This window comes from Streptomyces glaucosporus (assembly GCF_039533345.1).
Lineage (GTDB): Bacteria > Actinomycetota > Actinomycetes > Streptomycetales > Streptomycetaceae > Streptomyces > Streptomyces glaucosporus.
The window spans coordinates 113636-128300 of sequence record NZ_BAAATJ010000010.1; the positions used below are offsets into that span (position 1 = coordinate 113636).

Here is a 14665-nt window from a genome sequence, read left to right on the forward strand (position 1 = left end):
CCCGCCGGGGCGGCGGGACCGGGAGACCGGTTCCGCCGCCCCGGCGTCCTCCGTCCGCGTACCGGGCCCCGCCGGTCCCCGGGCCGGGGGCGGGTCGCGCGGTCGCGGACCGGTGGCACGGCCCTGAGCGGTGGGAGGGGGACGAGGACGCACCCCGCCGCCGTACGGGTCCCGGCCCAGGCGCCCCGCGGACCGGGATCCGGTCCGCGGGAAGCACGGGCATGCCCTCCTTCCCCGCACGCCCCGCACACCGGCAGGCGGCGGATCCGGCTCCCCGGGACCCTCCGGCCGCCGCGGAAGTCAGGGACGGGCGGACCGCGCCGACGCGCGCAGGACGGTCTCGGCGACACGGGCACGGTCCCCGGCCCCGGGCGGCGGGGCGAGGGCGATGCCGGCGCCGGTGAGGATGCCGAGGTCCAGGCGCCAGACGGCCCGCGAGCGCTCCTCCCACACCGCGAACGCGGCGTCGACATGCCGGCGCGCTTCCGCCCCGGTCATTCCGGTGACCTTCATCAGATGGGCCAGGGCCCGGGCTCCGAGACCGCGGACCTCGGCGTAACCGAAATGGGTGACGGTGTGGCAGTCGGTGCACAGACAGATCAGCCGCTTGAGGGTCTGCACACGCGCGGCATCGTCGAAGACCCACCGCTCGTGGGCCTCCAGCCACCGCTTCGCCCCCCGGTCCCCGGCGGCCCCGCAGACCTCGCACCGATGACCGGCACGGCGGGTGATCACCCGGCGGAGCCGTTCCCAGTCCTTCGGGGCGACACAGGAGCGGACGTTGGTGAACCAGCAGGTGCGGGGCACCAGATCGACGAACAGGCCCTGCCCGAGCGTCCGGTCCTCGCCGGGCAGCAGATCGGGCACCTCGGGGGAGGCCGCCCACCGCTCCAGGGCGGCCGTGCCCGGGCGGGGGGCGTACCAGCGCCTCGCGGCCGGGTCCCAGCGGGCTCCCGCGGCCTTGGCCTCGTCCTTCTCCCCGTAGGGAACGTCCAGCCACAACCGCTCGGCCATGCGCGTCTCCCTCCCCCGGGCGGCGATCGTACTCCGGCGCCGACCGGGCACCCTGCAACGGGTCCCTCACCGCGGTTCCCGTCGGCCCCGTCGGCCCCGTCGGCCCGGGGCGAACCGGAGGGACCGGTCAGGACGCCGCGGCGCCCATCAGCGAGGCGAAGGCGTCCGGATCGGTGTCGAACCCGCGGACGTCCTCCCGGAACTCCCAGGTGCCCGAGCCGTTGCGGGTGAACTCCGCGACGGTCGCGGCCGTGGAACCGGAGACGGCGGAGAAGTCGTGCCGGGCCAGCTCGTCGTACCCCTCGGCGATCCGGACGGCGGTGTTCGCTATGTCGCCGAACGTCTTGCGCCCCGCGCTCTGCTGGATGGCCACGCCCACCACCACGCGGACGTACGAGGGCGCCATGCGGTTGAGCTCCAGGGTCATGACCTCGTCGTCGCCGAAGCCCAGGCCGGTCCTGCTGTCCCTGTTGAGGGTGATGGTGCCGTCGGACGAGCGCTTGTCGAAGTGCACGAGGTGGACGGGGTCGCCGTGCGGGTCGTCCGCGGAGTAGACCCCGGCGATGATGTCCAGGTCGTGGGAGGGCGCGCCGGAGGGACTGGGATCCCACTTGAGCGCCACCTGGACCTTCTCGACCCCCTTGCTGAGACTGCTCACCAGGCTCCCCTTCCTCGGAACTGAGCCGCCGCGGTACGTGCCCGCGCCCGGTGGGCGGGGCCACGGCCGGACGAGGATGCCCGACCGAGTGCGGAACCGGGCTCCGGCGAGGCGGGGACCGGCCGTGTGACCGGGCCTCGACCGCCGGGGCTTCGGACCGTTTGTCCATGGTGCCATGCGCGCGGCCCCGAGCAGGGCGGAAGTCGCGTATGAGCGAAGCCGGTTGACCGGGCGTCAGGCCGGTTTCCGCCGCCCGGACGGGCGGGAGGCGTCCGGCCGCGCCCACCGGGAGGTCGCCGGGGCCCGGAACCGCCGAGGGCCGCCGGCGCGGGCGGGCGAACGCTTCCCGGCGCCGGGGGAGGGCGGTCCGGCGGACGGGTGAGCCGCCGTGTCCGCGCGGGCCGTCCGGCCTCTTCCGTGGAAGTCCGTGGAAGGAGGAACCTCGTCGGGACGGTGGAAGGCCGGTGGAGCGCATGGAACCCGTCGAGTTCGGTGACGCCGCGAGCACCGGTCGCCGGGGCGCGGGCGGGAGCGTCCTGGTGACCGGGGGCACGGGCACGCTCGGCCGCCGCGTCGTGCGGCGGTTGCCGGAGGAGGGGCGCGCGGTACGGGTGCTCAGCCGCCGTCCGCGTCCCACCGGGGACCGCGAGCCGTACGACTGGGCGACCGGCGACCTGAGCACGGGGGAGGGGATCGACGCCGCCGTCGCGGGCGTCGAGGCGATCGTGCACTGCGCGACCACGATCGGGCGCGGGGACGTGGCCGCGACCCGCCGGCTGGTGGACGCCGCGCGCCGGTCGGGAGGCGACCCGCACCTGGTCCACATCTCCATCGTCGGGGTCGACCGGGTGCCGTTCGTCTACTACCGGGCCAAGTTGGCCGCCGAGCGGATCGTGGCGGAGTCGGGGCTGCCGTGGACCGTCCTGCGGGCCACCCAGTTCCACGACCTGATCGCCGGGATCGTCGACGCGCAGCGGATGCTGCCGGTGACGCTCGCGCTCGGCGGGGTGCGTTTCCAGCCGGTGGACGCCGGAGAGGTGGCCGACCGGCTCGCGGCCCTCGCCGTCGGCGGTCCCGCGGGCCGGGTGCCCGACGTGGGCGGCCCGCAGGTGCGCGACCACCGCGAGTTGACACGGGTGACGCTGCGGGCCCGGGGGCGCCGCCGCCCGGTGCTGCCGCTGTGGCTGCCGGGGGCCGTCTTCCGTGCCTACCGCGAGGGGGGCCATCTGGCGCCCGACCGTGCGGTGGGCCGCGTCACCTACGACGAGTACCTGGCCGCTCGGGCTCCCACAGCCGGGTGAGCCGCTCGTCCAGGATCTCCAGGGCCGCCTCGGGGGAGAGCCGCCCGATGAGGACGTGGGTGGTCAGGCCGTCGGCGAGGGCGAGCAGGGCGTCGGCCTCGCGCTCGGGGCGGGGGTGGGGCGGGTCGGTCGCCTCGGTGATCAGGCGCACCAGGAGGGCGCGCAGTTCGTCGTAGGCGCCGCGCACGACCCTCCCCAACGCGGGGGTGACGGCGGCCTGCGCCACGAACGCCAGCCAGACCCGGGCCTCCGCGCGGTGCTCCTCGGCCAGGAGGGAGACCTCGGCGAGGGTGTGGCCGAGGGAGACTCGCGCGGACCGGGTGGGCGAGGCGGCGAGTCGGGCGCGGACGCGGTCGGTGATGCGTTCGCCCACGTGCGTGAGGGCGAAGACGAGCATCTCCTCCTTGGTGCGGAAGCAGCGTTGGACGGCTCCCATGGACACCTCGGCCCGGGCGGCCACGTCGCGCAGGGTGACCCCCTCCAGGCCGCGTTCGTCGGCGAGGAGGCAGACGGCGTCGGCGATCCGCCGGCGGCGGCTGTCGTGGTCGATCCGTCGGGGCATGACCGCGGCCTCGCTTTTCCGATGCGCTTGTATCGATCACAGGATACTGTTCCGATGCAAGCGCATCGGAACGAGAGGTGCCCGCGGAGGCGGCGGGCGTCGTGGGGGAGGGACGGGAGATGAACGGTGGGGACGGTGCCCTGTGGCGATGGGAGGCCGGCGCGATCGCGCGGGCGGTCCGGGCCGGCGAGGTGAGCGCCACCGAGGTGGTCGAGCGTCACCTTGAACGGATCGCCGAGGTGAACCCCGAGGTCAACGCCCTCACCCGGGTGCTCGCCGACGCGGCCCGGGAGCAGGCCGCCGGAATCGACCACCGCCGCGCGGCGGGGGAGGACCCGGGCCCGTTGGCCGGTGTGCCGTTCACCGTCAAGGAGAACATCGCGGTCGGTGGAGTGCCGACCACCCACGGCGCCCGGTGGTTCCGGGACGCCACGGCCACGGCCGACGCCCCGCCGGTGGCCAGGCTCAAGGCGGCCGGGGCGATACCGGTGGGCCGCGGCAACATGCCCACCCTCACCCTCGCCGGGATGCACTCCCGCAGCGAACTCTTCGGCGACACGGTCAACCCCTGGGACCCCCGCGTCACCCCGGGCGGCAGCAGCGGAGGCGACGGGGCGGCCGTGGCGGCGGGCCTGGCGCCCCTGGGGCTGGGCAACGACTCCGGCGGATCGGTGCGCATCCCCGCGGCCTTCTGCGGCGTGACCGGTCTCAAGCCCACCGAGGGACGATTCCCCGCCGATCACCGGATCGGAGCGGAAGACCCGCCCCTGAGCGCCCAGACGATCCCGGTGGACGGCCCACTGGCCCGTACGGTCGGCGATCTGCGGCTCGCCTTCGAGGCACTGGCCGGCCCCGGAGCCGACCCGCGCGACCCGCGCGCCGTACCGGTGCCCACGCACGGGCCCGACGGCGGGCCCGTGCGGGTGGCGGTGGTCGCCGACCCGGGCGGCCGGGGCGTACACCCGTGGGTGCGGGAGGCGGTGGACACCGCGGCCTCGTACCTCTCGGACGCCGGATACGCCGTGACGGAGGTGCCCGACGTGCCGGTGCACGACGAGGCGCTGGAGGCGTACGGCAGGATGATCATGACCGAGTTCGCCCTGACCTGGCCTTCCGTCAGACGGATCCTCGGGGCGGGGGAAGACCGCTACATCGAGATGTCGATGGCGCGCACCGCGCCGGTGGACCTGCCGGAGTACCTGCGGCTGACCGGAGTGCGGCTGACGGTCCGACGGGCCTGGGCCGGGTTCCTCGCCGAGTACCCCCTGCTGCTCGGGCCCGTGTTCACGAGCCCACCGCCGGCGCCCGGCCTGGAGTCCCGCGACGAGGAGGGACACCGCGCGGTCGGCGAGGCGATGCGGTTGTGCGCCGTCACCAGCTTCGTCGGCGTCCCCGCCGTGGCCGTGCCCGCCGGGGTGTGGGGCGGCCTGCCGCACGGGGTGCAGATCATCGGGCAGGCGTTCCGCGAGGACCGGTGCCTGGCCGCGGCGGCGGTGGTCGAACGCGGAGCCGGACGGCTCACCCCCGTCGGTCCCCTTCTGTGACGAGCCATGCGATCAGCGCTCCATATGGCCGTACGATGGCGCGGTGTTGGTCAGGTGGATGCGGTGCACGGTGGTCGACCGACGCGGCTTCGAGCGGGGGCAGCGGAAGTGGGCGGGGCTGCTCGGCGAGCCGGGGTTCCGCGCGCAGGGCGGTGGCTGGAGCCGGTCCCGGCCGGGGGTGGCACACCTCTTCGGCTTCTGGGAGAGCCGCGCCTTCTACGACTCGTTCATGGCGCGCTCCCACGACCGGCTGGCGGCGACCCAGACCGGCACCCACAAGGACGCCCAGGTCCGCCTCTTCGAGTACCGATTCGACGTGAAGGTGGGGTTCCAGCCGCAGTTCGCGGACGCCGACCTGCTGCGCGTCGCCCACTGCACGGTCCGCCGGGAGCGCGTCGAGCACTACACCCTGATGCAGGAGAAGGTGTGGAACCCGGCGATGGCCGGTTCGCCCGGAATGCTGCGGGGGGTCTTCGCCCAGGCGCAGAGCGGGGACGAGTTCCTGGTGCTGTCGATGTGGGACTCGGCGGCGGAACACGGCAAGTACCGCACGGAGAGGATCGAGAGACTGGCGCTGCGCGCCCAGATCGGAGCCGACGTCACGGCGGTCGACGGGGACGTGATCGACCTCGAACCGGCGTGGACCGTCTGACGGGCCGGGCCCCGGTTCCGGCGGCCGTGTCCGCGCGGCGGGCCGGCCGGTCCCGGCACCCCTAGGCTGGACACATGGCACGACCCCGTCGCATCGTCCTGGTCCGGCACGGTGAGTCGGAGGGAAACCTCGACGACTCGGTGTACGAGCGGATCCCCGACCACGCCCTGAGCCTGACCCCCCGGGGGATCAGGCAGGCGGAGGCCGCGGGCGAACGGCTCCGGGAGGTCTTCGGCGACGAGCGGGTCTCGGCGTACGTCTCGCCGTACCGCCGCACCCACCAGACCTTCCGCGCCCTGCGCCTGGACCCGACGCGGGTGCGGGTCCGGGAGGAGCCCCGGCTGCGCGAGCAGGACTGGGGCAACTGGCAGGACCGCGAGGAGGTCCGGAAGCAGAAGGCGGCGCGCGACGCGTACGGGCACTTCTTCTACCGCTTCGCGCAGGGGGAGTCCGGCGCGGACGTCTACGACCGGGTCGGGGCCTTCCTGGAGAGCCTGTGGCGCAGCTTCGCCCTGCCCGACCATCCGCCGAACGTGCTCCTGGTCACGCACGGGCTGACGATGCGGCTGTTCTGCATGAGGTGGCTGCACTGGACGGTCGCGGAGTTCGAGTCCCTGTCCAACCCGGGGAACGGGGAGATCCGGATGCTGCTGCTGGGGGCGAACGGGCGCTACCACCTGGACCGGCCGTTCGAGCGCTGGACCACTCCCGAGTCGTACGCGGGGGCCTACGAGGGCGGCTCCGGGGAGACATACGGCCTGGCGCACTCCTACGAGCCCCGCACCAGGCGCCGCAACCGGTGAGAACCCGGCCCCGGGGCGGACGGCCGCCGCGGGACCGGGCCGGCGGGCAGACGGAGGCGGGCGACGGCGGGCAGACGGGTGCGGCCGTCGCGCACACCGGACACGGGCGCGTCGGGGGTGTGCGCATTGAGGGACGGGCCCCCTCGAACACCTTCCCGGCACGGGGGGCGTACCCTGGCTGGCGCCATGCCGTACGAGCCTCCCACCCACCGCGTCGAACGCTCCCTGCGCGCCACCACCGGAGCGAAGGTCGTCGCCGGAATCGACGAGGTCGGCCGCGGCGCCTGGGCGGGGCCGGTCACCGTCTGCGCCGCGGTCACCGGACTGCGGCGTCCGCCCGACGGGCTCACGGACTCCAAGCTCATCGGCCCCGGGCGCCGTGCCCGGCTGGCCGAGGAACTCACCGGCTGGGTCACGGCCCACGCGCTGGGGCACGCCTCCCCCCGGGAGATCGACGAGCTGGGGATGACGGCCGCTCTCAGGCTCGCCGCCGTGCGCGCCCTGGAGGCGCTTCCGGTCCGTCCCGACGCGGTCATCCTCGACGGCAAGCACGACTACCTGGGGGCGCCCTGGCGGGTCCGCACGGTGGTCAAGGGCGACCGGTCCTGTGTGGCGGTGGCCGCCGCCTCCGTGATCGCCAAGGTGCACAGGGACGCCCTCATGGCGCGGCTGGGCGACGAGTACGCCGCCTTCGGGTTCGACCGCAACGCCGGCTACCCCTCACCCGCGCACCGTGCCGCGCTCGCGGAACTGGGACCCACTCCCCACCACCGGCTGTCGTGGTCGTACCTGGACGCGCTTCCGAGGTGGCGGCACATGAAACGGACACGGGAGGACCGAGCCGAGCAGATCGGCCTCTTCTGACCCGGAGTCAAGCTAACGAAATCGCACCTTTTTCCGAACCCGGTGACACGTCGGGCTTCGGCGTTTGATAGACATCAGCCCATGCCTCACAGCTCCGAGGAGCCCAAGATCCACCCGAACGTCCCCGGCCCCCGCACCACGGCGGGCACCACCCGGACCCCCCACGTTCCCAGCCCCTCCGCCGTTCCCGGCCCCCGGCCCGCGCCGCCGCGAGGGGACCGCAACCGTCCCGCTCCCGACCGGCCCGCACCGGCCCGCGCCGCGGCGTCCCCGCGTCCCGCGGCAGGGCGTCCCGCCGCGCAGGCCAAGCCGGCCCCGCAGATCCAGCTGGTCGACGCCACCGAGGCGACCGCGGTCGAGACCGCCGACGAAACCGTCGACAAGCTGCTCGACGAGGGCTGCCGACCCGCGGACGTCCTGGTGCTGACCACCGGAGATCCGCACCCCTGGGCCCAGCACGAGCTCTCCTTCGGAGAGGACTCCTACTGGCGCCAGCAGGCCGAGGGCGAGGACGTCTTCTACGCCCACGCGTCGGCCGTCGGCCGCACCACCGCCCGTCCTGTCGTGCTGTTCGTCGTCAACGGAGGGACGGACGAGGAGGCCGCCCGCGCGCTGCCCGAGGCCCTTGCCAAGGCGGGCTCGCGGCTGGTCGTCTGCGGGGATCCGCAGAGGCTGCGCGGCCTGCTCTGAACCGTCGCCCCCGCGCCGGGCGGATCAGCGGGCCGCGGCGCGGTACGGCGTCCTGGTCCCTTCGCCTCCCGTCCCCCTGTTCCGGACGGCGGGGCCGAGGGACGGCCGTCGGCCGCGGCGGTCCTCACCGAACACCTGCCAGCCGGTACGGGTCAGTGTGATGTACGACCCGCACCGGAGACCGTGCAGGGTGCAGGCGTCGCGCAGGCCCCACATCCACGCACCGTCCTCCTCGGTCCAGCCGGAGCCGCCCTCGCGGCAGCACAGCAGGACAGCGGTGCGCACGGGCCTGCGCAGCCGCAGGTCGTGCGGGACGATCCCCCGCAGATGGGACAGCAGGAGATTGCGGCACTCCCAGCCGTCGGACACGGAACCGGGGCGGGTGAACGACGCGCTCGCGACGAGCCGTTCGTCCGGTCCGAGCACCGCGACGACGGTGGTGGCCGAATCCGGCCGGTGGCGGGCGTGGAGGCCGGCGACGACCCCGCGGGGGTCGCGCAGCAGGGGTATTCCGGCGGCGGCCCACTCGGCGGGTTCGAGAGTGCGGCCGAGGCGGGGCGCTGTGTCCGTGGACGACGGCGGGGCGAAACCGAAGGCCATGGTCCTCCTCCGTCCTTCATCCGTGGATCACGCCAATTCTCACCCGCGTGGACGACGACGGCAATGGAACGCCGGATGCCATGGGTCACTCGGGACCGCCACCGCACCGATGCCCGCCTCCTCTCCGGGACCTGGTTCCTCGGTTCCTCGGACCTCGGCGTCCGGGGCCGCCGGAAGCCCCTCCGCGTCGCTCCGCCGACGCCGGCGCGAGCGGCTTCCGGCGCCCTGCGGCGCGTCACCCCTGGACAGCGAGGACCAGCGGCATCACTTTGGCCGCGCCGGCCCGGCGCAACAGCCGTGCGGCCACGGCCAGGGTCCAGCCGGTCTCCGTGAAGTCGTCCACCAGCAGCACCGGCCCGCCGCGGTCCGTCACGGCCTCCGCCAGCGGCCCCGGCACGGTCAGTGCTCCGTGCAGCGCTCTGAGCCGCTGCGCGCTGTTGGTCCGCGGGACGCGGGTGTCCACCGCTTCGCCGGCGTACTCCACGGTGCCCAGCAGCGGTATCCGGCCGACCGCCGCGATCCGTTCCCCCAGCGACCGGATCAGCTGCGGTCGTGTCCGGGAGGCGATCGTCACCACCCCCACCGGCCGGGCGGGCGCCCCCTCCTCCCCGGAGGCCCATCCTCCGGGCCCCCTGGCCCAGTCGGCGAGCACCCCGACCACGGCGTCGGCCACATCGTCCGGCACCGGCCCGTCCGCCGACTGCGGGCCCAGCAGCGGACGCAGCCGGTTGCCCCAGCCGATGTCGGAGAGACGCCCCAGGGCCCTGCCGGGGGCGGCCTGCTCCCCGGGCGGGATACGGCCCTTGAGGTCCAGCCCGATGGCGGGCAGCCCCGTCGGCCACATCCTGCGGGGCTCCACCTCCACACCGGGACGCCGCAGTTCACCCCGCGCGGCCTCCAGCGACGCGGGATCGACCTCGGTGCCGAACCGCGGCCCCGCGCAGTTGTCGCAGCGTCCGCAGGGCGCGGCGTCATCGTCGTCCAACTGGCGCCGCAGGAACTCCATCCGGCACCCGGAACCGGCCGCGTACTCCCGCATCGCCCGCTGCTCGGCCTCCCGTTGTCGGGCCACCCAGGCGTACCGCTCCGCGTCGTAGGTCCACGGCTCGCCGGTGGCGACCCAGCCGCCGCGCACCCGCCGCACCGCTCCGTCCACATCGAGGACCTTGAGCATCATCTCCAGCCGCGAGCGGCGCAGTTCCACCAGAGGCTCCAGGGCGGGCAGCGACAACGGCCGGTCCGCCGCGGCCAGCACGTCCAGCGTGCGGCGCACCTGCTCCTCGGGCGGGAAGGCCAGGGACGCGAAGTACCGCCAGATCGCCTCGTCCTCCGGGCCGGGCATCAGCAGCACCTCGGCATGCTCCACACCACGCCCGGCCCGGCCCACCTGCTGGTAGTAGGCGATGGGGGAGGAGGGGGAGCCGACATGGACGACGAACCCGAGATCGGGCTTGTCGAACCCCATGCCCAGGGCTGAGGTGGCCACCAGCGCCTTGACCTTGTTGCCGAGCAGGTCGGCCTCCGCGGCCTCCCGGTCGGCGTTCTCGGTCTTCCCGGTGTAGGGGGAGACGGCGTGCCCGCGCTGCCGCAGGAACGCCGCCACTTCCTCGGCCGCCGACACCGTCAGCGTGTAGACGATCCCGGACCCCGGCAACTCGTCGAGATGGCTGTCGAGCCAGGCCAGCCGGTGCGCCGCGTCCGGCAGGTGCAGCACTCCCAGGCGGAGGCTCTCGCGGTCCAGGGGACCCCGCAGGACGAGCGCGTCCGTTCCCTCCCCGCCGGTGCCCAGTTGTTCGGCCACGTCGGCCGTCACCCGGGCGTTGGCCGTCGCGGTGGTGGCGAGCACGGGGACACCCGGGGAAAGTTCCGCGAGCATCGTCCGCAGCCGCCGGTAGTCGGGCCGGAAGTCGTGGCCCCAGTCTGAGATGCAGTGCGCCTCGTCGACCACCAGCAGCCCGGTCGTGGCGGCCAGCCTGGGCAGGACCTGGTCGCGGAAGTCGGGGTTGTTGAGCCGCTCGGGACTCACCAGCAGCACGTCGACCTCGCCCGCGGCCACCTCTGCGTGGACCGCATCCCACTCCTCGGTGTTCGAGGAGTTGATGGTGCGAGCGCGGATCCCCGCCCGCTCCGCCGCCTCGACCTGGTTGCGCATCAGTGCCAGCAGGGGGGAGACGATCACGGTGGGGCCGCCGCCGCGTTCACGCAGCAGCGCGGTCGCCACGAAGTACACCGCCGACTTGCCCCAGCCGGTGCGCTGCACCACCAGGGTCCGCCGGCGCTCCACCACCAGGGCCTCCACGGCCCGCCACTGGTCCTCGCGCAGGCGTGCCGTGCCGGTGGCGTCGCCGACGAGACGGGACAGCACGGCATCGGCCGCGGCGCGCAGGTTCTCCTCGCTCATGCGTCCATGCAACCCGATCGCACCGACACCGCGCGAACCGTCTGTGGACAACCAGTGATTCATGTGATCATCGCCGCCATTTGTGGACAATCGTGAGCGGCGGCGTGCCCGTCCGCGTCACTGTCGGGGCATGACACGTCACAGCGAATCCGCCCGGAAGCCGTCCGCCGCCACCCGGGTCACCCTGCGAGGCCCCGCCGAGCTGATCGACTCCCTTCCCTATCTGCTCGGTTACCACCCCGACGACTCCATCGTCCTGGTGGGGCTCCACGGTCCCAACGGACGCTTCGGCGGCCGGCTCCGGGTGGGCATCCCCACCGGGGAGGAGAACTGGGCCGACCTCGCCGGGCAACTCGCCGACTGCCTGCTCGGCAACAGTGCCGCGCGGGGCGGCCGCCCCGACGGCGCTCTCGTCTTCCTGTGCCAGGACCCGGCCGGGGGCGAGAGCGGCCGGGCCGTCATGGAGAGGCTCAGGCCGCTCGCACAGCGGCTGCGGACCGCCTGCGGGGCACTGGAGATGCCCGTGTACGAAGCGCTGTGCGTATCCGGTGGACGCTACTGGTCGTACTGCTGTCCGGACACCCGGTGCTGCCCCGCGGACGGCACCCCGCTGGGACTTCCCGGCACCTCGGTCATGGCGGCGGCCGCCGCGTACGCGGGGATGAGGGTGGAGGGCTCCCTCAAGGAACTGACCGCCAGGCTGGCACCACTCGGACCGCCGGTCGCGGAACCGCAGGAACTGGCCCTCGACCTGGCCGGTACGGCCCTCGTGCCCCGGATGCTCGGCGAGACCGACCGGCAGTCCGTACGCGCCGAGACCCTCGCGCTCGCCCGGAGGCTGCTCGACCGCTACCGGAACGCACCCGCTGCGGACCGGAGGGAAGGACGGGCACGGGCCGATGCCCGGGACGACGGACTCCTCTCCCACGAAGAGGCCGCCGCGCTGATCCTCGGCCTCCAGGACCGGGTCACCCGGGACTGGGCCGCCGAATGGATGGAGGACGAGGACGCGGCCCCCGCGCTCCGGTTGTGGCGGGCCCTGGCGAGGCGGTGCGTCGGCGCCTACGCCGAACACGCCGCCGCTCCGCTCACCCTGGCGGGATGGGTCGCGTGGTCCTGCGGCGACGAGCCCGCCGCGCGCGTGGCGCTCGGCCGGGCACTGGAACTGGACCCCGGGTACGTCTTCGCACGGCTGCTGCACAGCGCCTGCAACAGCGGGCTGGACCCCGAACCGCTGAGGCAGTGCCTCCGGCGGCAGCGGGCCGAACGCGCCGCCAAGACCGCGGCGACCCGCGACTGATCGCGGAGAAGGCGAAGCCGCTGTTTATCGTCAGGGAGACGACTATGATCACGGCATGCCCTACGACCCGTCGGCCTTTCCTCCTTTCGCCGTCACCGTCGATCTGGTCGTGCTCACCGTGCGCAGGCACGCACTGTGCGCTCTGGTCGTACGCCGGGGCGAACCGCCGTACCAGGGGCGGTGGGCGCTGCCCGGGGGCTTCGTTCGGGTCGACGAGGACCTCGAGGCCGCGGCGGCCCGGGAACTGGCCGAGGAGACCGGGCTGGAGGTGCAGGATCCGGGCAGTGACCACGTGGGCGCGCATCTCGAGCAGCTTGCGACCTACGGCGATCCGCGGCGGGATCCGCGGATGCGGGTGGTCAGCGTCGCCTATCTGGTGCTCGCTCCGGACCTGCCGTCTCCCACCGCCGGCGGGGACGCGCACAGTGTCCGCTGGGCGCCGGTGGACACCCTGCTGGATCCCGGTGAGGGTCCCGTGCCGCTCGCGTTCGACCACGGCCGGATCCTTGCGGACGGGGTGGAACGCGCCCGTTCGAAGATCGAATACTCCTCGCTCGCCACCGCTTTCTGCCCGCCGGAGTTCACGGTGGGGGAACTGCGGCGGGTGTACGAGGCGGTGTGGGGCGTCGCACTCGATCCGCGGAACTTCCACCGCAAGGTGACCGGGACTCCCGGCTTCCTGGTGCCGACGGGCGGTACGACGACCCGCCAGGGCGGCAGGCCGGCCCAGCTCTTCCGGGCCGGCGGCGCCACGCTGCTGAACCCGCCCATGCTGCGTCCGGAGATCTGAAGGAGCGCGGACGCCGTGCTCGCGGACCGCGGGTTCCGCGTCTCGTGTCCTCCCGCCGCGGAGCCGTGCCGCCGGGTGGTTCCCCCGCCACGGGAGCCGATCGCCGCCGGTGCGCGTCAACTTCCGTGTACGCCTGGCCGAAAGAGCGTTTCCTTCCGATAAGGCGTCAATTATGCAGGGGGCGCCGATCACCCTTTCGTGTGCTTTTCACCAAAGCCCTCAAGGCCGTCCGGAGCACCGCCGACAAAGGATGCGTGACTACCCTTGCGCACACCATGATGACCTCGGCCCGTTCCGTCGATTCCGGCTCCGCCGGCCCGGGCGAGGCGGACCGCTACGCCTATGCCGAGTCGACCGGCGCGGTGCGTGCCACCAGTGTCTCCGCCTGGGACGGCGGCGAGTCGGAGATGGCCCGGGCCGGACGCCGTACCGCCGGGAACCGGGGGCGCGGGCTGCACGGCCAACTCGTACAGCAACTGGGTCAGATGATCGTTTCCGGCGACCTCGGCGCCGACCGTCCCCTCGTTCCCGAGGAGATCGGCCAGCGCTTCGAGGTCTCCCGCACCGTCGTCCGCGAATCGCTCCGGGTGCTGGAGGCCAAGGGCCTGGTCAGTGCCCGCCCCAACGTCGGCACGAGAGTCCGCCCGGTCAGCGACTGGAACCTCCTCGACCCCGACATCATCGAGTGGCGTGCCTTCGGCCCCCAGCGCGAGGACCAGCGCCGTGAACTGTGCGAGCTGCGCTGGGCCATCGAGCCGCTCGCCGCCCGCCTCGCCGCAGACCACGGCCGGGACGAGATCCAGCAGCGTCTCGCCGACATGGTCGAGATCATGGGACACACGCTCGCTCAGGGGGATGCCCTGACCTTCTCCCGGGCCGATGCCGAGTTCCACGCCCTGCTGCTTCAGGCCGCGGGAAACCGGATGCTGGAGCACCTCTCCGGCATCGTCGCCGCCGCTCTCCAGGTCTCCGGAGCCCCCACCGCCGGCTGCGAGCGCCCCACCGAGGCGTCGGTGACCCACCACCGCAGGATCGCCGACGCCGTCGCCTCGGGGGAGGCCGCAGCCGCCGAGAGCGCGATGCGCAGGCTGCTCACGGGCTCCCCCGAGGCGACCGCGTCCGCGGCCTCGGGGGCGCCGGCCGCGGCGCCCGCCTCCACCGCCGCGGGGCCGGCGCCCGAGGCGCCGGCTGCGGGCGGATCCCCGGACCACGTGGTGCCCGCGCCGCGCGAGCACTGACAGTCGGCGCCGGCCTGCCCTCCCGGTGTCACCCGAACCCCGCAGGGTTCCGGCGGCACCGGGAGCCCCTGATCCACTTCCGTCGAAGCCCCCGGCCCACTCCGCCGCGCCTGCGAGCCGGGCCCACAACCCGGTTCTTCAGCGTGTAAAAGGCGATCTGGCCGTATATGTCCTGTGACTCGGGACACTCTAATTAGGCGTAACGCTTCGCGCGGCAGCGCGATGAGTCAAGAGGTGGCAGCCGCTGG

At 74.0% G+C, this 14665-nt stretch carries 14 protein-coding genes; 9 read left to right on the forward strand and 5 right to left on the reverse strand.

Annotated features, from left to right (window positions below):
- Positions 1-300: 300 nt before the first annotated feature.
- On the reverse strand, positions 301-1014 hold the full coding sequence (locus ABD358_RS13350) for a DUF5710 domain-containing protein (protein ID WP_344631173.1): 714 nt from the start codon (positions 1012-1014) through the stop codon (positions 301-303).
- A 127-nt stretch (positions 1015-1141) separates the two neighbouring features.
- Positions 1142-1672: a TerD family protein gene (locus tag ABD358_RS13355; protein WP_344631174.1), complete on the reverse strand. Its 531-nt coding sequence runs from the start codon at positions 1670-1672 to the stop codon at positions 1142-1144.
- Positions 1673-2145: 473 nt separating this feature from the next.
- On the opposite strand from ABD358_RS13355, the gene ABD358_RS13360 reads away from it, so the two are divergent.
- Positions 2146-2973 (forward strand): SDR family oxidoreductase, encoded by an 828-nt coding sequence (locus tag ABD358_RS13360; protein ID WP_344631241.1) that lies wholly within the window; start codon positions 2146-2148, stop codon positions 2971-2973.
- Here ABD358_RS13360 and ABD358_RS13365 read toward each other — a convergent pair.
- Positions 2927-3535: a TetR/AcrR family transcriptional regulator gene (locus tag ABD358_RS13365; RefSeq protein ID WP_344631175.1), complete on the reverse strand. Its 609-nt coding sequence runs from the start codon at positions 3533-3535 to the stop codon at positions 2927-2929. The genes ABD358_RS13360 and ABD358_RS13365 overlap by 47 nt on opposite strands.
- 119 nt (positions 3536-3654) lie before the next feature.
- Between ABD358_RS13365 and ABD358_RS13370 the strand changes: the two genes are divergently transcribed.
- From ABD358_RS13370 to ABD358_RS13390, 5 genes are all read left to right on the forward strand, one after another.
- Positions 3655-5079 (forward strand): amidase, encoded by a 1425-nt coding sequence (locus ABD358_RS13370; RefSeq protein ID WP_344631176.1) that lies wholly within the window; start codon positions 3655-3657, stop codon positions 5077-5079.
- Between the two features lie 43 nt (positions 5080-5122).
- Positions 5123-5731, forward strand: coding sequence for a YdbC family protein (locus ABD358_RS13375; protein ID WP_344631177.1), 609 nt, complete (start codon positions 5123-5125; stop codon positions 5729-5731).
- Between the two features lie 74 nt (positions 5732-5805).
- Positions 5806-6534 (forward strand): histidine phosphatase family protein, encoded by a 729-nt coding sequence (locus tag ABD358_RS13380; RefSeq protein WP_344631178.1) that lies wholly within the window; start codon positions 5806-5808, stop codon positions 6532-6534.
- 186 nt (positions 6535-6720) lie between these two features.
- Positions 6721-7398, forward strand: a complete 678-nt coding sequence (locus ABD358_RS13385) for a ribonuclease HII (protein WP_344631179.1) — start codon at positions 6721-6723, stop codon at positions 7396-7398.
- A gap of 81 nt (positions 7399-7479) precedes the next feature.
- Complete coding sequence (locus ABD358_RS13390) at positions 7480-8088, forward strand: hypothetical protein (RefSeq protein ID WP_344631180.1); 609 nt, start codon at positions 7480-7482, stop codon at positions 8086-8088.
- A gap of 24 nt (positions 8089-8112) precedes the next feature.
- On the opposite strand, the gene ABD358_RS13395 is transcribed toward ABD358_RS13390, so the two are convergent.
- On the reverse strand, positions 8113-8688 hold the full coding sequence (locus tag ABD358_RS13395) for a hypothetical protein (RefSeq protein WP_344631181.1): 576 nt from the start codon (positions 8686-8688) through the stop codon (positions 8113-8115).
- A gap of 235 nt (positions 8689-8923) precedes the next feature.
- Positions 8924-11089 (reverse strand): RecQ family ATP-dependent DNA helicase, encoded by a 2166-nt coding sequence (locus ABD358_RS13400; protein WP_344631182.1) that lies wholly within the window; start codon positions 11087-11089, stop codon positions 8924-8926.
- Positions 11090-11219: 130 nt separating this feature from the next.
- Here ABD358_RS13400 and ABD358_RS13405 point away from each other — a divergent pair, with 130 nt between their 5' ends.
- The 3 genes from ABD358_RS13405 to ABD358_RS13415 all read left to right on the forward strand — a co-directional run bounded on the left by ABD358_RS13405 (position 11220) and on the right by ABD358_RS13415 (position 14417).
- The gene (locus ABD358_RS13405) at positions 11220-12389 is read left to right on the forward strand and encodes a DUF4192 domain-containing protein (protein ID WP_344631183.1); all 1170 of its coding nucleotides are present in this window, start codon (positions 11220-11222) and stop codon (positions 12387-12389) included.
- Positions 12390-12444: 55 nt separating this feature from the next.
- Positions 12445-13179 carry an NUDIX hydrolase gene (locus ABD358_RS13410; RefSeq protein ID WP_344631184.1) on the forward strand — a complete coding sequence of 245 codons (735 nt, stop codon included), beginning with the start codon at positions 12445-12447 and terminating at the stop codon, positions 13177-13179.
- Positions 13180-13379: 200 nt separating this feature from the next.
- A complete protein-coding gene (locus ABD358_RS13415) occupies positions 13380-14417 on the forward strand; it encodes a FadR/GntR family transcriptional regulator (RefSeq protein ID WP_344631185.1) in 1038 nt (345 codons plus the stop codon).
- The last annotated feature ends 248 nt before the right edge of the window (positions 14418-14665 follow it).